Source organism: Variovorax sp. NFACC27 (genome assembly GCF_048301545.1).
Classification (GTDB): Bacteria; Pseudomonadota; Gammaproteobacteria; order Burkholderiales; family Burkholderiaceae_C; genus Variovorax; species Variovorax gossypii.
In genome coordinates, this window is sequence record NZ_CP157613.1 from 6705659 (window position 1) to 6726461 (window position 20803).

23 protein-coding genes and 1 tRNA gene are annotated in these 20803 nt (G+C 69.5%); 12 read left to right on the top strand and 12 right to left on the bottom strand.

The features are described from left to right. The first annotated feature begins 3 nt into the window (after window positions 1–3). The 4 genes from ABL840_RS31300 to ABL840_RS31315 all read left to right on the top strand — a co-directional run bounded on the left by ABL840_RS31300 (window position 4) and on the right by ABL840_RS31315 (window position 4072). Entirely contained in the window at window positions 4–864 is an 861-nt protein-coding gene (locus ABL840_RS31300) for a phosphate/phosphite/phosphonate ABC transporter substrate-binding protein (protein ID WP_093302209.1), read from the top strand. Beyond that, entirely contained in the window at window positions 830–2038 is a 1209-nt protein-coding gene (locus ABL840_RS31305) for a diiron oxygenase (RefSeq protein ID WP_093302212.1), read from the top strand. Before ABL840_RS31300 ends, ABL840_RS31305 begins: the two co-directional genes overlap by 35 nt. Window positions 2039–2051: 13 nt before the next feature. Beyond that, window positions 2052–3959: a selenocysteine-specific translation elongation factor gene (gene selB, locus ABL840_RS31310; protein ID WP_093302215.1), complete on the top strand. Its 1908-nt coding sequence runs from the start codon at window positions 2052–2054 to the stop codon at window positions 3957–3959. A gap of 17 nt (window positions 3960–3976) precedes the next feature. Next, window positions 3977–4072 (top strand) — tRNA-Sec (locus ABL840_RS31315). A gap of 138 nt (window positions 4073–4210) precedes the next feature. Here ABL840_RS31315 and selD read toward each other — a convergent pair. Further along, on the bottom strand, window positions 4211–5278 hold the full coding sequence (selD, locus tag ABL840_RS31320; protein ID WP_418116074.1) for a selenide, water dikinase SelD: 1068 nt from the start codon (window positions 5276–5278) through the stop codon (window positions 4211–4213). A 75-nt stretch (window positions 5279–5353) separates the two neighbouring features. Here selD and ABL840_RS31325 point away from each other — a divergent pair, with 75 nt between their 5' ends. The 5 genes from ABL840_RS31325 to mnmH are packed head-to-tail and all read left to right on the top strand — an operon-like array spanning window position 5354 to window position 9794. After that, window positions 5354–6211 (top strand): putative selenate ABC transporter substrate-binding protein, encoded by an 858-nt coding sequence (locus ABL840_RS31325; RefSeq protein ID WP_093198071.1) that lies wholly within the window; start codon window positions 5354–5356, stop codon window positions 6209–6211. A gap of 10 nt (window positions 6212–6221) precedes the next feature. Further along, on the top strand, window positions 6222–7037 hold the full coding sequence (locus tag ABL840_RS31330) for a phosphonate ABC transporter ATP-binding protein (RefSeq protein ID WP_093302220.1): 816 nt from the start codon (window positions 6222–6224) through the stop codon (window positions 7035–7037). Further along, complete coding sequence (locus ABL840_RS31335) at window positions 7028–7870, top strand: PhnE/PtxC family ABC transporter permease (RefSeq protein WP_418116383.1); 843 nt, start codon at window positions 7028–7030, stop codon at window positions 7868–7870. The genes ABL840_RS31330 and ABL840_RS31335 overlap by 10 nt, the downstream gene beginning before the upstream one ends. Further along, the gene (gene phnE, locus ABL840_RS31340; RefSeq protein WP_093302225.1) at window positions 7867–8670 is read left to right on the top strand and encodes a phosphonate ABC transporter, permease protein PhnE; all 804 of its coding nucleotides are present in this window, start codon (window positions 7867–7869) and stop codon (window positions 8668–8670) included. Before ABL840_RS31335 ends, phnE begins: the two co-directional genes overlap by 4 nt. 50 nt (window positions 8671–8720) lie before the next feature. Continuing rightward, the gene (mnmH, locus tag ABL840_RS31345; RefSeq protein WP_093302226.1) at window positions 8721–9794 is read left to right on the top strand and encodes a tRNA 2-selenouridine(34) synthase MnmH; all 1074 of its coding nucleotides are present in this window, start codon (window positions 8721–8723) and stop codon (window positions 9792–9794) included. On the opposite strand, the gene fdhD is transcribed toward mnmH, so the two are convergent. From fdhD to modB, 8 genes are all read right to left on the bottom strand, one after another. Further along, entirely contained in the window at window positions 9725–10645 is a 921-nt protein-coding gene (fdhD, locus tag ABL840_RS31350) for a formate dehydrogenase accessory sulfurtransferase FdhD (RefSeq protein WP_093302228.1), read from the bottom strand. The two genes, mnmH and fdhD, sit on opposite strands and share 70 nt — an antisense overlap. A 31-nt stretch (window positions 10646–10676) precedes the next feature. Further along, window positions 10677–10964 carry a hypothetical protein gene (locus ABL840_RS31355; protein WP_093302230.1) on the bottom strand — a complete coding sequence of 96 codons (288 nt, stop codon included), beginning with the start codon at window positions 10962–10964 and terminating at the stop codon, window positions 10677–10679. Continuing rightward, entirely contained in the window at window positions 10961–13321 is a 2361-nt protein-coding gene (locus tag ABL840_RS31360; protein WP_093302232.1) for an FdhF/YdeP family oxidoreductase, read from the bottom strand. The genes ABL840_RS31355 and ABL840_RS31360 overlap by 4 nt, the downstream gene beginning before the upstream one ends. 91 nt (window positions 13322–13412) lie before the next feature. After that, complete coding sequence (locus ABL840_RS31365) at window positions 13413–13727, bottom strand: type II toxin-antitoxin system RelE/ParE family toxin (RefSeq protein WP_093302234.1); 315 nt, start codon at window positions 13725–13727, stop codon at window positions 13413–13415. Then, window positions 13724–14008 (bottom strand): YlcI/YnfO family protein, encoded by a 285-nt coding sequence (locus tag ABL840_RS31370; RefSeq protein WP_093302236.1) that lies wholly within the window; start codon window positions 14006–14008, stop codon window positions 13724–13726. The genes ABL840_RS31365 and ABL840_RS31370 overlap by 4 nt, the downstream gene beginning before the upstream one ends. A 33-nt stretch (window positions 14009–14041) precedes the next feature. Continuing rightward, a complete protein-coding gene (locus ABL840_RS31375; RefSeq protein WP_093302238.1) occupies window positions 14042–14830 on the bottom strand; it encodes an ABC transporter ATP-binding protein in 789 nt (262 codons plus the stop codon). Beyond that, on the bottom strand, window positions 14827–15576 hold the full coding sequence (gene modA, locus ABL840_RS31380) for a molybdate ABC transporter substrate-binding protein (protein ID WP_093302240.1): 750 nt from the start codon (window positions 15574–15576) through the stop codon (window positions 14827–14829). Before modA ends, ABL840_RS31375 begins: the two co-directional genes overlap by 4 nt. Before the next feature lie 155 nt (window positions 15577–15731). Then, window positions 15732–16415 (bottom strand): molybdate ABC transporter permease subunit, encoded by a 684-nt coding sequence (modB, locus tag ABL840_RS31385; RefSeq protein ID WP_093198099.1) that lies wholly within the window; start codon window positions 16413–16415, stop codon window positions 15732–15734. 106 nt (window positions 16416–16521) lie between these two features. Here modB and ABL840_RS31390 point away from each other — a divergent pair, with 106 nt between their 5' ends. Both ABL840_RS31390 and ABL840_RS31395 read left to right on the top strand, forming a co-directional pair. After that, window positions 16522–16779, top strand: coding sequence for a hypothetical protein (locus ABL840_RS31390; RefSeq protein ID WP_093198102.1), 258 nt, complete (start codon window positions 16522–16524; stop codon window positions 16777–16779). Between the two features lie 16 nt (window positions 16780–16795). Further along, window positions 16796–17467: a nitroreductase family protein gene (locus ABL840_RS31395; RefSeq protein ID WP_093302243.1), complete on the top strand. Its 672-nt coding sequence runs from the start codon at window positions 16796–16798 to the stop codon at window positions 17465–17467. On the opposite strand, the gene tsaA is transcribed toward ABL840_RS31395, so the two are convergent. Then, window positions 17428–17931, bottom strand: coding sequence for a tRNA (N6-threonylcarbamoyladenosine(37)-N6)-methyltransferase TrmO (tsaA, locus tag ABL840_RS31400; RefSeq protein WP_093302245.1), 504 nt, complete (start codon window positions 17929–17931; stop codon window positions 17428–17430). The two genes, ABL840_RS31395 and tsaA, sit on opposite strands and share 40 nt — an antisense overlap. Further along, window positions 17928–18275, bottom strand: a complete 348-nt coding sequence (locus tag ABL840_RS31405) for a winged helix-turn-helix domain-containing protein (protein ID WP_093302247.1) — start codon at window positions 18273–18275, stop codon at window positions 17928–17930. Before ABL840_RS31405 ends, tsaA begins: the two co-directional genes overlap by 4 nt. Window positions 18276–18397: 122 nt before the next feature. Here ABL840_RS31405 and ABL840_RS31410 point away from each other — a divergent pair, with 122 nt between their 5' ends. Then, entirely contained in the window at window positions 18398–18988 is a 591-nt protein-coding gene (locus tag ABL840_RS31410; RefSeq protein WP_093302249.1) for a hypothetical protein, read from the top strand. 16 nt (window positions 18989–19004) lie between these two features. Here ABL840_RS31410 and ABL840_RS31415 read toward each other — a convergent pair whose 3' ends face one another. Beyond that, window positions 19005–20702, bottom strand: a complete 1698-nt coding sequence (locus ABL840_RS31415; protein ID WP_093302252.1) for an OFA family MFS transporter — start codon at window positions 20700–20702, stop codon at window positions 19005–19007. Window positions 20703–20803 lie beyond the last annotated feature (101 nt).

Below are 20803 nucleotides of genomic sequence, written 5' to 3' on the forward strand. Positions count from 1 at the left end.
GAGATGCCGCAGCAGACGCTGATCATGGGCGCCGTGGCCTACGCGCCCAAGGTCGTCACCATCTGGGAAGGCTTCAAGGCCTTCTTCGTGAAGAACGGCCTGCCCTTCGACTACGTGCTGTATTCGAACTACGAAAGCCAGGTCGAGGCGCAGTTCGACGGCACGCTGCACCTGGCGTGGAACTCGCCTCTAGCTTGGATACGTGCCGAGCGCATCGCGCGCAACCGGGGGCTGCAGGTGCAGGCCGTGGCCATGCGCGATACCGACTGCGACCTGCGCTCCGCCATCGTGGTGCGCGCCGACAGCCCGATGCAATCGCTGGCCGATCTGCGCGGCAGGAGCATCGGGTTCGGCGCGCTCGATTCGCCGCAGGCCACGCTGATTCCTCTAGACCATCTGCGCACCGAAGGCCTGCTGAAGCCGCGCGACTTTCAGGCTCGCTACTTCGACGTGCTCGGAGGCAAGCACGGCGACCACATCGGCGGCGAGCGCGACGCGGCCGTCGCGCTGATGGCCGGCGAGGTCGACGCCTGCTGCCTGATCGACGGCAACCATCTGGCCTTCGGCCTCGACGGCACGCTGCCTTCGGGCAGCACGCGCGTGCTGGCGCGCACCGGCGCGTACGACCACTGCAACTTCACCACCAGCCCCGGCGCACCTGCAGCGCTGGTCGATCGCTTCGTCTCGCTGCTGATGGCGATGCGCTGGGACGACCCGCAGGTGCGCCCGCTGCTCGAACTCGAGGGCCTGCGCGAATGGCGCACCGGCCGCACCAGCGGCTACGCCCTGCTCGAACGCGCGGTGGACGACGAGCTCTTCTACGACGGCGATGGCCGCATCACCAATCCCGACTATCGATATTGAGTCGCTGGGCCTCGACCAGGGCGCCCTGCTGCTCATCCGCCGCGCGCTGGCCGAGCGGCCGGTGGGCGGCGAGTTGCGCGTGCGCGGGAACTCGCCCGACTGGCGCATGCACCTGGAGGCATGGTGTCGCAGCCAGGGGCACGTGCTGCACTTCGACGCGGCGCAGGAAGAAGCACTCGTCACGCGCGGCCCGCATGCCGAAGGCCGCTGGCTCGGTGCGCAATCCACGGGCTTCGCGCAGGGCGACGCCGACGGTGCGCCGGCCGAGGATGCCGCGCCCGGCTGGGGCCTCGCCGCCCGCGGCGCCACGGTGGAAGCCGGCAGCCCGCCCTTCTTCTTCGCGCTGCACCGCCGCGACGAGCTCTGGGCCGAGACGGCTGGCGAGCTCTACCGGCAGGCGGCGGCAGCCCAATGGGATCCGGCGACCGCCATCGACTGGGACGCGCCCTTCGAGCTGCCGAGCGCCGTGGAAGTGGCCGTGGTGCAGGTGATGACCTACCTGATCGAGAACGAGAACGCCGCGCTGCTGGTGCCGGCGCGCCACCTGGGCCAGATCCACCCGCACTTCCGCGAAGTGCTGCAGCTGCTGGCGCTGCAGTGCGCCGACGAGGCGCGACACGTGGAGGTGTTCACGCGCCGCGCCACGCTGCGCGGCCACCAGCCCGCGCTGTCGACGGCCGGCGGGCAGGCCTCGCTGCGCACGCTGTTCGACGCGCCCGATTTCTCCATCGCAACCTTCCTGCTGGCCGTGCTCGGCGAGGGCAGCTTCGTGAACCTGCTCAACTTCCTGCACGCGCACGCACCCGACCCGGTGACCCGGCAGATCGCACGGCTCGCCGCGCGCGACGAGGCGCGCCACGTCGCCTTCGGCATGGCGCATCTCGAATACCGGCTCTCGGTGCAGCCCGACTACCAGGTGCGGCTGCGCAACGCCATCGAGCTTCGCTACGACACGCTGGCCGGCACTGCGGGCCTCAACGAGGAAGTGTTCGACTCGCTGGTGCTGCTGGCGGCCGGCGAGCTCTCGCCTTCGGCCGTCGCGCGCGGCCATGCGGCCGTCCAGCAGTTGCAGCGCGACATGGCGGCCGGCCGCCGCGCGCGCCTCGCGCGGCTGGGCTTCGACCGCGACGAGGCGCAGCGGCTGTCCGAACTGCACACCCGCAACTTCATGTGACGACGTACCCACGATGATCATCGGCACCGCAGGCCACATCGACCACGGCAAGACCACGCTGGTGCACGCGCTCACCGGCGTCGACACCGACCGGCTGCCCGAGGAGAAGCGGCGCGGCATTTCCATCGAGCTGGGCTATGCCTACCTGCACGCACCGGATGGGGTGTCGCTGGGCTTCGTCGACGTGCCGGGCCACGAGCGGCTGCTGCACACCATGCTGGCCGGCGCGACCGGCATCGACCATGCGCTGCTGGTGGTGGCCGCCGACGACGGCGTGATGCCGCAGACGCGCGAGCACCTGGCGGTGGTGGCGCTGCTGGGCGTGCGCGAGGCGACGGTAGCCATCACCAAGATCGACCGCATCGACGAGGCCCTGCGCGAGGCGCGGCTGGCCGAGGTGCGCGCCGGCATCGCGGCCCTGCTCGCGCCCACGCCGCTGGCCGGGGCGCCGATGCTGGCGGTGTCCGCCACGACGGGCAAAGGCATCGACGCACTGCGCGAGCGGCTGCTGGAGGTGGCCCGGCAGGAACACGCGCGCGAGGAAGGCCTGGCCTTCCGCCTCGCGGTGGACCGGTCGTTCAGCCTGTCGGGCGTGGGCACCGTCGTCACCGGCACGGTCTTCAGCGGCACGGTGCGCATCGGCGACGAGCTGCGCGTGGTGCCCGGCAACCGCACGGTGCGCGTGCGCGGCATCCATGCGCAGAACCAGCAGGCCGAGTCGGCGCATGCGGGCCAGCGCTGCGCGCTGGCGCTGGCCGGTGTCGCCAAGGACGAAATGCATCGCGGCGACTGGGTCTGCACGCCGGGCATCGCGCTTTCCACCGACCGCATCGACGTGCTGCTCACGCTGTGGCCCGACGAGGCCAGGCCCCTGCGCTCGGGCACGACGGTGCACGCGCACCTCGGCGCGAGCGACGTGATGGCGTCGCTCGCGCTGCTCGATCGCGATGCGCTCGCGCCCGGCGAAACGGCGCTTGCCCAGCTGGTGCTCAAGGAGGCGGTAGGCGCCTGGCATGGCGACCACGGCGTGCTGCGCGATGCCTCGGCCACGCGCACCGTGGCCGGCGTGCGCGTGCTCGATCCGTTCGCGCCGGTGCGCTACCGACGCACGCCCGAGCGCCTGCGCACGCTCGCGGCCTGGGCCATCGAGGACCGCACGGCACGCGTGGCCGCGCTGCTTCACAACGCACCGCTCGGCATGGACACCGCGCGGACGGCGCAGGCGCTCTCGCTGTCCGACGAGGCTGCGGTGCCGCTGCCCGGCGATGCGGTGCGCATCGAACACACGGCCATCGCGCAATCTCACCTGGACGCACTCGAAGAACAGATCGCAGGCCGCCTCGCGGACTTCCATCGCACCGCGCCGGACGAGGTCGGCCCCGATGCGCGCAGGCTCAAGCGGCTTGCAGGCCCGCGCGCGGACGACTCGCTCTGGCGCCACGCGCTCGACGACCTCGTCGCGCGCGGCGCGCTGGTGCGAAGCGGCACGTGGCTGCATCTGCCCGACCACGCGGCGCGCCTCAACGAGGCCGAGCAGAAGCTCGCGCAGAAGCTGCTGCCGAAACTGGCCGACGGCGGCTTCGATCCGCCGTGGGTGCGCGACCTGGCCAAGGACTGCGCGGCGAGCGAGCCGATGGTGCGGCAGACGCTCGCGAGCCTCGCGCGGCGCGGCGAGGCCTTCCAAGTGGTGAAGGACTTGTACTATCCGCTGGCGACCATCGAGAGGCTGGCAGCCATTGCGCGGGATTGCCTCGATGGCCCCGAAGGGCTGCAGGCCGCGAGTTTTCGCGATGCGACCGGGTTGGGGCGCAAGCGCGCGATCCAGTTGCTGGAGTTTTTCGATCGTGTCGGCTACACGCGGCGGGTGAAGGACACCCACCTGCTGCGGCCGGATACGTCGTTGTTCGGGGCGAGGCCGTGAACGACGAATCGAATCATGGAGGGAGATCGCCCCTGGTGGGGCGGCCGGGCTTCAAACCCGGTTGGTGGCGCCAGCCGTCGCCGGGAAGGTTCGACTCCTTCCTTCCTCCGCCATTTTTGTCTTGCTCCTTCCCCCTTTGGGGGAAGGCTGGGATGGGGGCAAACAGCGCTGGTTTTCTCACAGCGCTTCATCGACCGCCGCCTGCCTCCACCCCGGCCCTCCCCCAGCGGGGAAGGGAGAAATGCGGAGAACTACGGCACAACGTGCAGCGAGGGCTCTCCTGCTTCGACACGGCCGATCACCGCGGCGCGTGCGAAACCTTCGTCGCGGAAGACCTTCAGCACCGCATCGACCGCTTCAGGCGCGCAGCTCACGAGCAGGCCGCCGGAGGTCTGCGGGTCGCTCAGCAGGTTCTGCGTGGTGGCGTGCAAGCCGGGCGCGAGGCTCACTTCCGCGCCGTAGCCGGCCCAGTTGCGGCCGGATGCACCGGTGACGAAGCCTTCGGCGGCCATGGCCAGCACGTTCTCGAGCAAGGGCACCTTCGGCCACTCGATGACGGCCCTGAGCTTCGCGCCGCGCGCCAGCTCGAGCGTGTGGCCGGCCAGGCCGAAGCCCGTGACGTCGGTCAGCGCATGCACGCCGTCGAGGGCCGACAGCGCGATGCCGGGGGTGTTGAGCTTCGTCGTGTTCTCGATCAGCTGCCGGTAGCCGGTCTCGGAGAGCTGCTCCTTCTTGAGCGCGGCCGAGAGCACGCCCACGCCGAGCGGCTTGCCCAGCACGAGCACGTCGCCGGCCTTCGCGTCGGCGTTGCGGCGCACGCGCTCGGGGTGCACGAGGCCCATGGCGACGAGGCCGTAGATCGGCTCGACCGAATCGATGGTGTGGCCGCCGGCGATCGGGATGCCGGCCGCGCGGCACACGTCCTGCCCGCCGCGCACGATCTCGGCGATGACTTCCACCGGCAGCTGGTTGATCGGCATGGCGACGAGCGCCAGCGCCATGATCGGGCGCCCGCCCATGGCGTAGACGTCGCTGATCGCGTTGGTCGCGGCGATGCGGCCGAACTCGTACGGGTCGTCCACGATGGGCATGAAGAAGTCGGTGGTCGCGATCAGCGCCTGCTGGTCGTTGAGCCTGTAGACGGCCGCGTCGTCGGCGGTCTCGATGCCCACCATGAGCTCGGGCGGGATCAGCCCGCCGGCCTGGTTCTTGAGGATCTTCGACAGCACGCCCGGCGCGATCTTGCAGCCGCAGCCGCCGCCATGCGAAAAACTCGTGAGGCGCAGAGGCGCGAGCGGGTTCATGAGCGTTGGGTTCATGGGGGCGATTATCGAATCGCCCCCGCTTTCTACAATCCCGTCCCTTCCTATCCCGCACGCACCTGAGGCGCACCCATGAAAAAGACTCTCACCCGACTGGCCCTTGCCCTGACCTTCTCCGCCGCGAGCCTCGGGGCCTTCGCCCAGGGGGTGCTGCGCGTCTCGGCGATTCCCGACGAGGCCCCCACCGAGCTGCAGCGCAAGTTCACGCCGCTGGGCGACTACCTGAAGAAGGAAACCGGCATGGACGTGCAGTTCACGCCCGTGACCGACTACGCCGCCGTGGTCGAGGGCCTGGCCACCAACAAGATCGACCTGGCCTGGCTCGGCGGTTTCACCTTCGTGCAGGCGCGCATCCGCACCAACGGCGGCGCGGTGCCGATCGTGCAGCGGGCGGAGGACGAGGTGTTCACCAGCAAGTTCATCGTGCCGGTGGACAGCACCGCGAAGACGCTGGCCGACCTGAAGGGCAAGACCTTCGCCTTCGGCGCGCCCTCCTCCACCTCGGGCAGCCTGATGCCGCGCTACTTCTTGCTGCAGGCGGGCATCAACCCCGAGAAGGACTTCAAGACCGTCGCGTTCTCGGGCGCGCACGACGCCACCGTGGCCTTCGTGGCCGCATCGCGCGCGGAAGCCGGCGTGCTCAACGCCTCGGTGTGGGACAAGCTGGTGGAGGCCAGGAACCCCAACGCCGCCAAGGTGCGCGTGCTGGCCACCACGCCGACCTACTACGACTACAACTGGACGGTGCGCCCGGGGCTCGATGCCGCCGTCACGAAAAAGCTGACCGACGCCTTCCTGAAGCTCGATCCGGCCAACCCGGCGCACAAGGAAATCATGGCGCTGCAGCGCGCGAGCAAGTTCATTCCGACCAAGTCGTCGAACTACGACGGGATCGAGACGGCGGGCAAGTCGGCTGGTCTGATCAAGTGAGCCTGCGCGGATGAGTTTTTCGCTGGAAGGCGCGGGCGTCGTTCACCCCAACGGCCAGCGCGCTCTGGCCGGCGTGACGCTGGCCGCGCGCGACGGTGAACGCATCGCCGTCATCGGGCCCTCGGGTGCCGGCAAGACCACGCTGCTGCGCGTGCTCGGCGCGGCGCTGCGGCCCACCGAAGGCGAGGTGCGGGCGCTGGGCGCCAGGCCGTGGCAGCTGACGGCGACGGCGCTGAAGAAGCTGCGCGCGCGCATCGGCACCGTGCACCAGTCGCCGCCCATCGCGCCGAGGCTGCGCGTGGTCACCGCCGTGCTCGCGGGCCGGCTCGGCGAGTGGTCGATGCTGCGCGCGCTGGGCTCGCTGCTGCATCCCTCGGACATCGCCGGCGCCCATGAGGCGCTCTCGCGGCTGGCGATGGAAGACCGGCTGTTCGAACGCTGCGACCGCCTCTCCGGAGGCCAGCTGCAGCGCGTGGGCATCGCGCGAGTGCTGTACCAGCGCCCTGCATTGCTGCTGGCCGACGAGCCGGTGTCCGCGCTCGACCCCACGCTGGCCGACGCTGCCATCGGCCAGCTCGTTGCGCAGAGCGAATCGACGGGCGCCACGCTGATGGCCTCGCTGCACGCGGTGGACCTGGCGCTGCGCTGGTTTCCGCGCATCGTCGGCATGCGCGGCGGAACGGTGATGTTCGATCTGCCGGCCGCGCAGGTCACGCCCGAAATGCTCGATGCACTCTACGCCAGCGAAGGCGGCATCGCGACGCAACGGCCGCTGCCGGCCGGCGCGATGGTGGAGGCGGCCTTCCACCGGCCGGACTGTCCTTGAACGCCGCAACCAGGGCTGCCGCACTGCGCGATCCGCACGCCGCGCGGCGGCTGGCCGCCTGCGCCGCCGCGCTCGTCATCGCGTGGCCGATGCTGGCGCTGTCCGAATTCAAGCCGTGGGCACTTTTCACCGGCGGCAATCTCGCGGTCATCGGCGGCTTTCTCGCGGGCTTCTTCCCGCCCGACGGCTCGCCCGCCTTTCTCGCCCTGCTCCTCAAGGCCACGCTGGAGACGCTGGCCATGGCCACGGCCGGCACCGCGCTGGCGCTGCTGATCGGCGCGCCGCTGGGCTTCGTGACGACGCGCGCGCTTTCCATCTCGCGCATCGGCCCGGGGCCGGGCCGCGTGCAGGCAGGCATCGTGCGGCAGGCCGCGCGCTGGCTGCTGATGGTGCTGCGGGCGATCCCGGAGATCGTCTGGGCACTGCTCTTCGTGCGCGCGCTCGGGCTCGGCCCGGCCGCGGGCGTGCTGGCGCTGGCCATCACTTACGGCGGCATGCTGGGGAAGGTCTACGCGGAGATCCTCGAATCGGCCGACACCCGCCCCGCCCGCGCCCTGCTCGAAAGCGGCAGCGGCAGGCTCGCGGCGCTGTGCTACGGCCTGCTGCCGAACACGGCGCAGGAGCTGGCCTCGTACACCGTCTATCGCTGGGAATGCGCGGTGCGCGCCTCGGTGGTGATGGGCTTCGTCGGCGCGGGCGGGCTGGGGCAGCTGATGGACCAGTCGATGAAGATGCTCAACGGCGGCGAAGCCAGCAGCATCCTGCTGGTGTTCCTGGCGCTGGTGCTGCTGGCCGACTTGCTGAGCAGCGCGCTGCGGAGGCTGCTGGCATGACGACGAAGACGCTGCCTCCGCGCCCGCCGCCGTGCTGGCGATGCCGCATCGCCCTGCTGCTGATCGGCACGGCCGTCGTTGCGAGCTTCGTCTACCTGGGCATCGACTATCGGGCCCTGGGCTCGGCGGAATCGCTGCGGCTCATGGGCAAATTCGTCGCCGAGTTCTTCCCGCCCGACGTGTCGCCGGACTTTCTCGCCAGGGTTGGGCACGGGGCATTGCAGACGCTGGCGGTGTCGGCGCTGGGCACCGTGCTGGCAGCCCTTGCGGGCGCGGTGCTGGCCCTGCCCGCCTCCGGCCGCGCCGGGTGGATGCCTCGCCATGTGGCGCGCTTCGCCCTCAACTTCCTGCGCAGCGTGCCCGAGCTGGTCTGGGCCGCGCTGATGGTGCTGGCCGCCGGCATCGGGCCGTTCGCGGGCGCGCTGGCGCTGTCGCTGCACACCACGGGCGTGCTGGGCCGGCTGTTCGCCGAGGCGCTGGAGAATGCGCCGCGCGAACCCGAGCACGCGCTGACGCTCTCGGGCGCGGGCCCCGTCGCCTCCTTCAGCTACGCCAGCCTGCCCATCGTGCTGCCGCAATGGGTGGCCTACACGCTCTACCGCTGGGAAATGAACATCCGCATGGCGGCCGTGCTGGGCTTCGTGGGTGGCGGCGGGCTGGGGCAGTTGCTGTACTTCCACCTGTCGATCTTCCAGCAGCAGCAGGCGATGACGGTGCTGATCGCGATGTTCGTGCTGGTCACGCTGGTGGACTTTGCGAGCGCTCGCTTGCGAAAGGGCCTAGGACCAGCCTACGCCTGACCGCCCTGTGCCCGGTCGCCGACAATCGGGGCCATGAGGTTCCTTCTGCCATGAGTCATCGCCAGCCCGTGCGGGTGGCCGACCGCCACGCCTTCGACACGCTGATCGACGCCCGCTCGCCGGCCGAGTTCGCGCTCGACCACATTCCCGGCGCCATCAACTGCCCGGTGCTGAACGACGAGGAACGCCACATCGTCGGCACCGTCTACGTGCAGACCGGCGCCTTCGAGGCCCGCCGCATCGGCGGTGCGATGGTGGCTGCCAACATCGCGCGGCACCTGCGCGAGACGCTGGCCGACCGGCCCGAGAACTGGAAGCCGCTGGTCTACTGCTGGCGCGGCGGCATGCGCAGCGGCTCCATGGTTACCTGGCTACGTTTGGTCGGCTGGGACGCCCAGCAGCTCGCGGGCGGCTACAAGAGCTTCCGCCGGCACGTGATCTCGCAGATCGACACGCTGACGCCGAAGCTAGACCTGCGCGTGATCTGCGGCGCCACCGGCAGCGCCAAGACGCGCGTGCTGCACGCGCTGGCCGCGCGCGGCGCGCAGGTGCTCGACCTGGAGGACTTCGTCCGCCACAAGGGCTCGCTGCTCGGCTCGCTGCCGGGCGTCGCGCAGCCTTCGCAGAAGCACTTCGAGACGCGCATCGGTGCCGTGCTCGAAAGCATCGACCTCTCGCGTCCGCTGTACGTGGAGGGCGAGAGCATCCGCATCGGGCGGCTGTCGCTGCCCTTGCCGCTGGTGGCACGCATGCGCGCGGCGCCGTGCATCGAGGTGTCGGCCACGCCCGAGACCCGGCTGGCCTACCTGCTTCGCGACTACGCCTACCTGGGCGACGACCGCGACGCGCTGGCCGACAAGCTTGGCGCGCTGAAGGAGCTGCAGGGCAAGGAAACCGTCTCTCGCTGGCAGCAGTGGGCGCACGAGGCCGACCTGCCGCATCTGTTCGCGGAGCTGATGTCGCTGCACTACGACCCGCATTACCAGAAGTCGCAGGAGCTGCACTTCCGCAGCTGGGCGAAGCGCCAGCGCGTTGTGGCGGGCGATCTATCGGATCAGGGCATCGACGCCGTGGCCGATGCGGTGCTGGCGCTCGACAGCGGCGCCGCGAGCCCGTCGGCATAGAGCACGCCGCGCGGCGCACGGCACAGGCCCCAGAACCGCAGGCCGCAGAGCTCGGCCATGCGCACGCCCATGGCGGTGGGCGCCGAGATGGTGGCCATCGCCGCGATGCCGAGGCGCGCGCACTTGCGCACCAGCTCATGGCTGCCGCGGCTGGACATCAGCACGAAGCCCGGCTCCTGCAGGCGGCCCGCCTGAGCGAGCCTGCCGAGCAACTTGTCGAGCGCGTTGTGGCGGCCCACGTCTTCCATCAGGTCGGTGAGTTCGCCGTCGACCGTGGCCCATGCGGCTGCGTGAATGGCGCCTGCCTCGGCGTTGAACACCTGGCGCGGCGGCATGGCGGCGAAGGCGCGCAGCACGGTCGGCAGGTCGATGCGTTCGATCCAGTCGCGCGGCGGCACCGGCTGCGGTGAGAGGTCCAGTCCCGCGAAGCTCTCGACGCCGCACACGCCGCAGCCGGTGCGGCCCGCGAGGCTGCGGCGGCGGTCCTTCAGGCGTTCGAAGCTGCGCGTGGAGATTTCGAGCTGCACCTCGATGCCGGGCATGCCATCCGGCAGGCCGGCATCAGAAGCATCGACGGTGCGCACGTCGATGCCGCGGCAGTCGCTGGCGGTGTCGAGGATGCCCTCGCTCAGCGCGAAGCCGAGCGCGAAAGCTTCCAGGTCCTGCGGCGTGGCCATCATCACCGCGTGCGAAACGCCGTTGAACACCAGGGCCACCGGCACCTCGGCCGCCAGGGTGTCATCGCGCAGCTCGCCTTCGGGCGCGACGCCGCGCTCGCCGAACACGCGCACGGCGTGCCGCGACAACGGCGGCAGGGTGTCTTCGGGGTCGTCGGTATCTGGCTGCGACATGTTGGCTCCGGCTGGGCGAGCCATTGTCGGCTCAGTCGCGGCTTTCGTCTTCGGGAGGCAGGGTTCCCACCTGTGCCCGCCCGGCTTCGAGCAGGTGCGCGACCCAGCGGTCGTCGTGCTGCACCACGCGCACCCAGCCGGGGCCGCGTACGCCGCCGATGACCGCATCGCCCATCATGGTGAGCCGGCGCATCAGCACGCTGGCGCCCTGGCCGAGCCGCTTGCCCAGGCGCGGCAGCGAGACACCGGTGCCGTCGGGCTCCTGCGCGAGCATGCGCAGGATGGCCACCGACAGGCTGTCCTGCAGCAGGGCACTCATGCCGCCACCATGCCGTCCGCTTCGTCCTCCGACAGCTTCTGGATCGGCAGCTCGTGCGGCACCAGCACCACGGGAATGGACTTGGAAGTCGGCGTGCCCGCGTTCTCCGCCACGGCCGAGAGCGGCACCAGCGGATTGGTCTCGGGGTAGTAGGCAGCGATGTTGCCGCGCGGGATGTCGTAGGCCACCAGCTTGAAGCGGTCGGCGCGGCGCTCCTGGCCGTCGTTCCACACGGTCTGGATGTCGACCCAGTCGCCGTCCTTCATGCCGAGCGCGCGGATGTCTTCCTTGTTGATGAAGACCACGCGGCGCTGGCCGAACACGCCGCGGTAGCGGTCGTCCATGCCGTAGATGGTGGTGTTGTACTGGTCGTGCGAACGCGTGGTCAGCAGCGTGAAGACGATGGTGTCGCCCTTCTTCGCGAAGCGAGCGCGGGCGCGGTGCGAAGGGGTGTCCAGCGGCACGGCGTGCGTGAAGAACACGGCCTTCTTCGAGGCGGTGTTCCACACGCGCTCGCTCGCGGTGTTGCGCAGGCGGAAGCCGCCGGGGTGCGCCACGCGGGCGTTGAAGTCCTTGAAGTCGTCGAACACGGCTTCGATCTTGTCGCGGATGCGCGCGTAGTCCTCGACGAGCCACAGCCACGGCGTGCTGCTGCGCGCGCCGATGGTGGCCGCGGCAAGCCGCGCCACGATGGCCGGCTCCGACAGCAGGTGCTCCGACGCGGGCGGGTTGATGCCCATCGAGATGTGCACCATGCTCATAGAGTCTTCCACCGTCACGCCCTGCTGGCCGCCGGCCTGCATGTCGATCTCGGTGCGGCCCAGGCACGGCAGGATGAGCGCCTCGCGCCCGTGGATCACGTGGCTGCGGTTGAGCTTGGTGGTCACGTGCACCGTCAGCTCGCACTGCTTCAGCGCCTTCCAGGTCTGGTAGGTGTCGGGCGTGGCGGCCGCGAAATTGCCGCCGAGCGCGAAGAACACGCGGCCCTTGCCGTCGAGCATCGACTGGATGGCCTCGACGGTATCGACGCCGTTGCGGCGCGGCGGCTCGAAGCCGAACACCTTCTGCAGCCGGTCGAGCAGCGCGGCGGGCGGCTTTTCCCAGATGCCCATGGTGCGGTCGCCCTGCACGTTGCTGTGGCCGCGCACCGGGCAGGCACCCGCGCCTTCGCGGCCCATGTTGCCGCGCATCATGAGCAGGTTGCCGATCATCTGGATCGTGGCCACCGAATGCTGGTGCTGCGTGATGCCCATGCCCCAGCAGGCGATGACGCTCTTGGCGCCCAGGTACACGTCGGCCGCGGCGCGGATCTGCTCTTCGCTCAGGCCCGATTCGCGCACCAGCACGTCCCACGGCTCGGCGCGCAGGTCGGCCGCCAGCGCCTCGAAGCCGGTGGTGTGCCCGGCGATGAATTCATGGTCGAGCACCGAGGGCTCGCCGCGCGCGACTGCCTCGTCCTCGCGCTCGAGGACATGCTTCATCATCCCCTTGATGGCGGCGAAGTCGCCGCCCACGCGCAGCTGGAAGTAGTGCGTGCTGATGGGCGTGGAGCCCAGGGTCGCCATCTCCAGCTTGTCCTGCGGGTCGGCAAAACGCTCCAGGCCGCGCTCGCGCAGCGGGTTGAAGCTCACGATGCGCGCGCCGCGCTTGGAGGCCGCGCGCAGCTCGCCGAGCATGCGCGGGTGGTTGGTGCCGGGGTTCTGGCCGAAGATGAAGATCGCGTCGGCCTTCTCGAAGTCGTCGAGCGTGACCGTGCCCTTGCCCACGCCGATCTGCGGACGCATGCCGCTGCCGCTGGGCTCGTGGCACATGTTCGAGCAGTCGGGAAAGTTGTTGGTGCCGTACTCGCGCACGAAGAGCTGGTACAGGAAGGCCGCCTCGTTGCTCGCCCGGCCCGATGTGTAGAAGATGGCCTGGTCGGGGTCGGGCAGCGCGTTCAGGTGACGGGCGATGCGCGCGAAGGCGTCGTCCCATTCGATCGGCACGTACTTGTCGCTCGCCGCGTCGTAGGCCATGGGATGGGTGAGCCGGCCCTGGTCCTCGAGCCAGAAGTCGCTCTGCTCGGCCAGCTCGGCCACCGTGTGCTTCGCGAACAGCTCCGGTCCGGCACGGCGCGCGGTGGCTTCGGCGGCCACTGCCTTCACGCCGTTCTCGCAGAACTCGAAGGTGGAGGCGTGGTTGCGGTCGGGCCAGGCGCAGCCGGGGCAGTCGAAACCGTCGGGCTGGTTGGCCGAGAGCAGCGTCTTGGCGCCCTTGATGGGAATGTCCTGCCGCAGCAGCGCGTTCGTCACGCTGCGCAATGCGCCCCAACCGCCCGCGGGGCCCTTGTAAAACTCGATCTTCTGCTCGCTGCTCATGCGAGCGAGTGTTCGCCGCAGGGCTGCGGAGCGTCAAATTGAATCGGGACATGCGGCGATTCAAAAAGGAAATGAACGGGCCGCCGCTTCCTCAGTGATAGTCGTCTTCGCGCTGATGCCTGACAGCGGCCACGACGATCAAGTCGCTTGCCTCTATTTCGAACAGCGCCACATAGCCGCTGGCGCCGAACGGGATCACGAGCTCGCGGATGAAGGGGCTGTCGCCTGCTTTCCGGCAAGTGAAGGGCGAAAAGCCGAGGGTCGCTATGCCCTGCTCGATCGCTTCGAGGGCCCGCGCAGCCAGTTCGAGATCGCCGCCTCTGGCGAGTTCCCGTTCCAGGACGAAGTCGTACAGCCGCTCCAGGTCTTCGGCCGCCTGGCGCGTGAACCGGACCGAGTAGCTCACCGGCGGGCTGCGCTTTGCCGCTTCTTCGCTGCCGATTCGAGCTTGGCCCTGAGGCGCTGCATCACTTCGCCCGCCTCGACGTATTCACCACTGCGCCGCGCGCTGGCCAACGACTTCATGCCGCGAGCGACGAACTCGGCCTGGCTCTTTCGCTGCAGGACGCAGGCGCGGACGGCCGCTTCGACGAACTGGGACAGGGTCTCGCCTTCGCCGAGCACCCGTTCGACCTCGTCCCGGAATTCGGGCTCGACACGCACGGAGGGAATGGTGGCGGTTTTCATCGCCAAAGTGTATCGCTTATGCGATGCAAGACGTCAGTTGCGCACGTCCTGCATCAGCAGCCCGCGCAGCTTGCGCCTCAACGGCGTGTCTTCCACGTGCTGCACGCCGGCAACGTCGCGCAGCGCGAAGTCGCGGCTTTCGGCATTGTGCAGGTCGATCTCGCGCACCACCCTGCCCTCGCTGTAGACGAAGGCCACGTCGGCCAGCGCGAGCACGTCCTCGATGTCGTGCGTGATCATCAGCACCGGAATGCCCCATTGCTTGCGCACCTGCGCGAGTTCGTTGCGCAGCTCGGCGCGCAGCATGGGGTTGAGCGCGGCGAAGGGCTCGTCGAGCAGCAGCACCTGCGGTTCGCAGGCAAGGGCTCGCGCGAGCGCAACGCGCTGTCTCTGGCCGCCGGAGAGGTTCTGCGGGCGGCTGTCGGCGAGCGTGGCGAGGCCGAAGCTCTCCAGCAGGGCCTGCACGCGCTCGGCATCCTTCGCGGCGGGCTTGCGGCGGTGCCAGGCGGTCAGCCCGAAAGCCACGTTCTCGCACACGCTCAGGTGCGGGAACAGCGCGTAGTCCTGGAACAGGTAGCCGATGCGCCGCTGCGGTGCCGGCACGTCGATGCCCTGCGCCGAGTCGTAGAGCGTGCGGCCGTCGAGCCGCACGTGGCCCGAACTGGGATGCAGCAGGCCGGCAATGGCCTGCAGGGTGAGCGACTTGCCCGCGCCCGACGGGCCGTAGAGCGCGGCAAAGGGTACGTCCGTCGCGAAACGCACCGCGAGATCGAAGCGCCGGCGGCCGTCGGCCACCGTGAGCTCCAGATCGACATCGATCATGGCTTGCCGAATCCGTAGCGCGTGAGCACTTCCTGCGCGGCGGGCGTCGAGAGGAAGGCGATGAAGTCGCCGGCCAGCGCCTTCTGCTTGCTTTCGGCGACCACGGCGATCGGGTAGGTCACGGGCGTGTGGCCGGTGGGCGTGAAGGCGATCTTCACCTTGTCGCCGGCCACGGCCGCATCGGTGCGGTAGACGAAGCCGGCCTCGGCCTCGCCGCGGCTCACGTAGTCGAGCACCTGGCGCACGCTGTCGGCCTGCACGAACTTGGGCTCGAGCGCAGTCCAGAGGTTGGCGTTGTCCAGCACCTGCTTGGTGTAGCGACCGACCGGCACGGTCGCGACCTTGCCGACGGCGATCTTCTTGACGCCAGCGCCGCCCAGGTCCTGCAGCGACTTCAGGCCCACGCCCTCCTTGGCGGGCTCGATGAGCACCAGGCTGTTGGTGACGAAGTCCTTGCGCGTGGCGGCATCGATCGCCTTCTGCTCGACGCCGCGGTTCATGGTTTCCTGGTCGGCGCTGGCGAACACGTCCACCGGCGCGCCCTGGCCGATCTGCTGCAGCAGCACGCCCGAAGCGGCGAAGTTGAAGCGCACCGAGGCACCCGCCTTGGCCGCCTCGAACTTGGGTCCGATCTCCTTGAACGCGTCGGTCAGGCTGGCGGCGGCGGACACGGTGATCTGCTGCGCCGCTGCGGCCAGCGGCAGTGCGAGCGCGACGACGAGGGACAAGAGACGGAATGGACGCATGATGATCTCCGGAAAGTAATAGAGAGCTGAGAACTAAAGAGAACCTACGTCCCCTTCGGGGGAACACCGCGGAACCGGCTTTGCCGGGCCGCAGGTATTGCCCCTGCAAGGGGGTTGGCGTAGCGACACGAAGTGCGCGAAGACTGGGGGTGTGCTCATTTCAGCGAGAAGAAGCGGTTCGACAGCACCAGCACGGTGATCGACAGCAGCGAAGTCACGATGACCAGCAGCAGCGCGAGGTCGTCGTGCCCCGCCTGCACCGCGTCGTATATGGCCATCGACAGCGTCTGGGTCTGCTTCGGGATGGAGCCGGCCACCATCAGCGAGGCACCGAACTCGCCCATGGCGCGCGCGAACGCGAGCAGCGTGCCGGCCAGGATGCCGGGCCAGGCCAGCGGCAGCGTGACGCGCAGGAAGACCGAGAACGGCGACTGCCGCAGCGTGCTGGCGGCGGCTTCGAGCGAACGGTCGACGCCCGAGAACGCCGCGCTGGCCGACTTGAGCACCAGCGGCAGCGCCACCACGGCCGAAGCCACCACCGCACCATGCCAGCTGAAGATGATGGTGTAGTCGAGATGCTCGCGCAGCCAGGCGCCCAGCGGGCTGCGTCGCCCGGCCGCCACCAGGATCGCGTAGCCGATCACCGTGGGCGGCAGCACCAGCGGCAGCATGAACGCGGCCTCCAGCACGTTGCTGCCGAAGAACCTCTTGCGCGCGAACACCCAGCCCAGCGCCACGCCGACGATCAGCGCCAGCACGGTCGCCACGGCGGCGACCTTGAGCGACAGCACCAGGGGGAACCAGTCGGTCGAAGCGATGAGCGAATTCGTCGTGTTCATGAAAATACGGCGAGATTGTTACACGGGTGAGCCCTAAGGTTCACACGGGGATGCGCAAACCAATGAGTCTTCATATACTGGGGAATACAGCGTTGGAGACACCCCCATGCGCCCTTCCGCCCACGAAACCGTCGTCCGCTCGATCTCCGGCCAGCCGGAGCTTCGCCATCACGTGACGCAGGTACGGGAATGGCGCATCGAGCGCACCATGGATGCCGACGGCTTCGTGCTGTCCATCACCGGCTCCGACGGCGCGAGCCAGTCCTTCTTCGTGGCGACGGCCGACGCGGACGACATCGGCGAGGTGCTGCGTCGCCAGGCGGTGTGGGTCGACCGGCCACAGGGAGCGATGAAGGAGCAATGAAGGAGCGGCGACACGCATGTGGCGGCACATGACAGGTGCGGAACGCATTCTCGAAGTCCTGCTGACGCGGCGCTCGGTATCGCCCCGGCGCCTGGAGCAGCCCGGGCCCAATCCCGACGAGCTCGACGCGATCATCAGGGCCGGCCTGCACGCGCCCGACCACGGCGGCCTGCATCCGTGGCGGGTGATCGAGTTCCGCCCGCAGAACCGCGAAGCGCTGGCCTGGTGCTTCGAGCAGGAAAAGCTCCGGCGCGATCCGCTGGCCAGCCCCACCGACCTGCGGCGCGCCCGCGAGCACGCCACCCGGCCACCGCTGCTGCTGGGCTTCGTGGTGTCGCCGCGAGAGCGCAGCAAGATCCCGACGCGCGAGCAGTGGCTGAGCGCGGGCGCTGCACTGGGCAACCTGCTGAGCGCCGCTCATCAACTGGGCTATGGCGCGATCGTGCTGAGCGGCGAGCGCTGCTTCGACGAGACGCTGGCGCGGCAGGTGGGCGTGCTGCCGGGCGAATATCTCGCGGGCTTCATCAGCATGGGCAGCATCGGCGAGGCGCCGCCGCAGGCGCGCGAGGTGCTGTCGCAGAGCGTGTGGTCTTGCTGGCAGGGCTGGCAGGAGGAAGCCGGCCAGCCTGGCCGACCCGAGCAGCCCGGTCAGTCCATCCTGCCGTCGGACCGGGTGCGCGGCAGTTGATCGAGCCTGTCACCGAACCAGCCGATGCGCGCGGTTTCGCGCACGTCGAACTTCGGCACGTAGGGCTTGATGTCGAGCACGGGCGTGCCGTCCATCATGTCGTTGCCGCTGAAGTGCAGCGTCGTGCCCTCGACCGAGGTGAGCCGCACGATCGACAGGCCCAGCCGGTTCGGCCGTGCCGGCGCGCGGGTGGCGAAGACGCCGTGCGAGGCGTTGCCTTGCTCCAGGAAGGGCACCACCTCCAGCCGCTCGTGCGCGCACCTGTGCAGGTGCGTGACGAGGATCAGGTAGTCGAAGCCCTCGAGTTCGCGCAGGCCCGGCGCGAACTCGGCGAAGACCTCGACGCGCCCGGTTTCATCGGGCGCTCCGGCGGTCTGGATCGGCATGCCGCTGGCCTCGGTGAAGCGGCTGCGCACCAGCCCGACCGGACGGCAGACGACATCGGCAACGGCTTCGGAACTCATGGCGCCAGCAGCCGTGTCAGCGCGCGGATGTCGGCCGCGGCCGCAAGGCGCGCGGCGTTCTCGACGGCCCGGTAATGCTTGACGATTTCCTCGCCCACCGGCGTGAGCGCCGTGCCGCCGCCGCGCGAGCCGCCGGCGGCGGTGTTCACGGCCGGCGAGGCCAGCGACTGGTTCATCTCGTCGATCAGCATCCAGGCCCGGCGGTACGACATGCCCAGCAGCCGGGCTGCCGCCGAGATCGAGCCGGTCTCGGCCACGGCTTCGAGCACGGCGATCTTGCCTGGGCCGATGGCGATGGTGTCGTCCCGGTAGACGCGCAGACGGAACTGGACTTTGGATTTCATGTGGGCGCCAAGCGTAAACCAATGCGGGCCGCCATTGTCCGCCCGCGGCGGGCCGGCGCGACCGACAGCCGTCATGCAAGAACGAATACGGCGCATGCGCCATGGGAAAACAAGGAGTTCCAGTGAAAGACCGCACCCTGTTCCTGATGTCCGCGCGCTCGCTGCGCCGCGGTGCCGCTGCCGCCACGGCCGTCGCGGCGATGGCGATGCTGGCGGGTTGCGCCGGCAGCCCGCCGCGCACGGACGGCATGGCTCCGCACACTGCGGCCGCCGTGCCCGGCGAGGGTACGTCGCCCTCCTTCACCGTCTCGGGCGCCGTGGGCAAGCGCGCAGTCTTCGACCTCGCCGCACTGCAGGCCCTGCCCGCCGTCACGGTGACGGTCGGCAGCAACAGCTACACCGGCGTGAGCCTGTGGGCCTTGCTGAACGATGCGACGGTGGGCCTCAGGCCCGACACCGCGGTGCGCAACCCGGTGCTCTCGATGTATGCGGTGGCGGTGGGCAGCGACGGCTACCGCGCGGTGGTCTCGCTCGCGGAGATCGCACCCGAATCCGGCAACCGCGTTGCGCTGGTTGCCTACAGCCTGAACGGCGCGCCGCTGGGTCGCAACGGCGTGGCTCGGCTGGTGATGGCCGGAGACGTGAAGCCGGGCCGTTCGGTGGCCCGGCTGGCGGCGATCGAAGTGTTCGCCGCGCAGCCCTCGGGCCGCTGATCCTGCGAGAAGGAAATCAGCCGAAGAACTTGGCGGCGCTGACCAGCGTCTTGTAGACGCCCCAGGCCAGCGGAATGCCCACAGCCAGCCAGGCCAGCGCGACGACCGCCGGGCTCACCGTGTCGGCACGGCCCGAGCCGCTGCCCACTTCGGCGGCCGAGGCCTTCTCGTGCGCCAGCTTCTTCTCGATGGCCAGCTCTTCATCGCTCATGAAGTGCTTGTCGGCCACCGGGCGCACCAGCAGGTTGGCGATGAAGCCGATCACCAGCATGCCCACGAGGATGTACATGGTCTGGTTGTAGACCTGCTCGCGCGGCAGGCCCAGGCCCAGCTGGTACTCGCGCATGTAGTTCACGACCACCGGGCCGAGGATGCCGGCCGTGGCCCACGCCGTGAGCAGGCGGCCGTGGATGGCACCCACGAACTGCGTGCCGAACAGGTCGGCCAGGTAGGCCGGCACGGTGGCGAAGCCGCCGCCGTACATCGACACGATCACGCAGCACGCGCCCACGAAGAGCAGCTTGCTGCCCGCGCCGGCGGAAGAAGGAATGCTCGCGTACAGGATGCCGCCGAGAACGAAGAACACCGTGTAGGTGAGCTTGCGGCCCAGCTTGTCCGACAGGCTCGCCCACACGAAGCGACCGCCGATGTTGAAGAGCGACAGCAGCGCGGTGAAGCCGCCCGCCACAACGGCGATGGCCGCCAGTTGCGTCTTGTCGAGTTCGCCGTACTTGGCCGGCAGGTCGATCAGCGAGCCGCCGAACACTTCCTGCAGCATGGGCGATGCCATGCCGATCACGCCGATGCCCGCGCTCACGTTCATGCACAGCACCAGCCACACGAGCCAGAACTGCGGAATGCCCCAGACCTTCTTCACGTGCACGTGGCGCTGCGTGATCATGGTGTTGCTGGTCTGCGCCGGAGGCGGAGTCCAGCCTTCGGGCTTCCAGCCCGAGGGCGGCACGCGGTAGCCCAGCGCGCCGGCCATCATGAAGACGAAGTAGCCCAGCGCCATGACGACGAAGGTCTGCATCACGCCCACATCGGTGGCGGTGGAGAAGCGCTTCATCAGATCGACCGCCAGCGGCGAGCCGATCATCGCGCCGCCGCCGAAGCCCATGATGGCCATGCCGGTGGCCATGCCGCGGCGGTCGGGGAACCACTTGATCAGCGTGCTCACCGGCGAGATGTAGCCGAGGCCGAGGCCGATGCCGCCGATCACGCCCGAGCCGAGGATCATCAGCCAGAACTGGTGCAGGTGGATGCCCAGTGCCGACAGCAGCATGCCGCCGCACCAGCACAGCGCCGACACCACGCCGGCCTTGCGCGGGCCCGCGCGTTCGAGCCAGCCGCCCCACAGGGCCGCGGAGCAGCCGAGGAAGACGAAGAACAGGGTGTACATCCAGCCGAGCGTTGCCACGCGCCAGTCGCAGGTGGTGGCGAAGAGCTCGGCGAAGAAGCTCATGTCCTTGGCGCAGGCCTGGGCGCCGGTGCCGGCGGTGCCCAGCGCCTTCGACAGCGGCAGCCAGAACACCGAGAAGCCGTAAGCCATGCCGATGCACAGGTGGATGGCCAGTGCGGCCGGCGGCACCAGCCAGCGATTGAAGCCGGGGCCCGCGATGATGCGTTCTTTTTCCAGGAAGCCGGGTTGCTGCTGCACCCCGCTTCCGCCAATGCGATCTCCCTCGAGAACGCCCGCAGATGAGCCTGCCATATTTCTCCTAGTTCGCCGGACGTGTAAGTTATTGCTAATCCGGGCCGCGGAGTGTGTGCGAACGCTTTAATCGCCGTCAAATTCGATCAGGGCATGGCCTG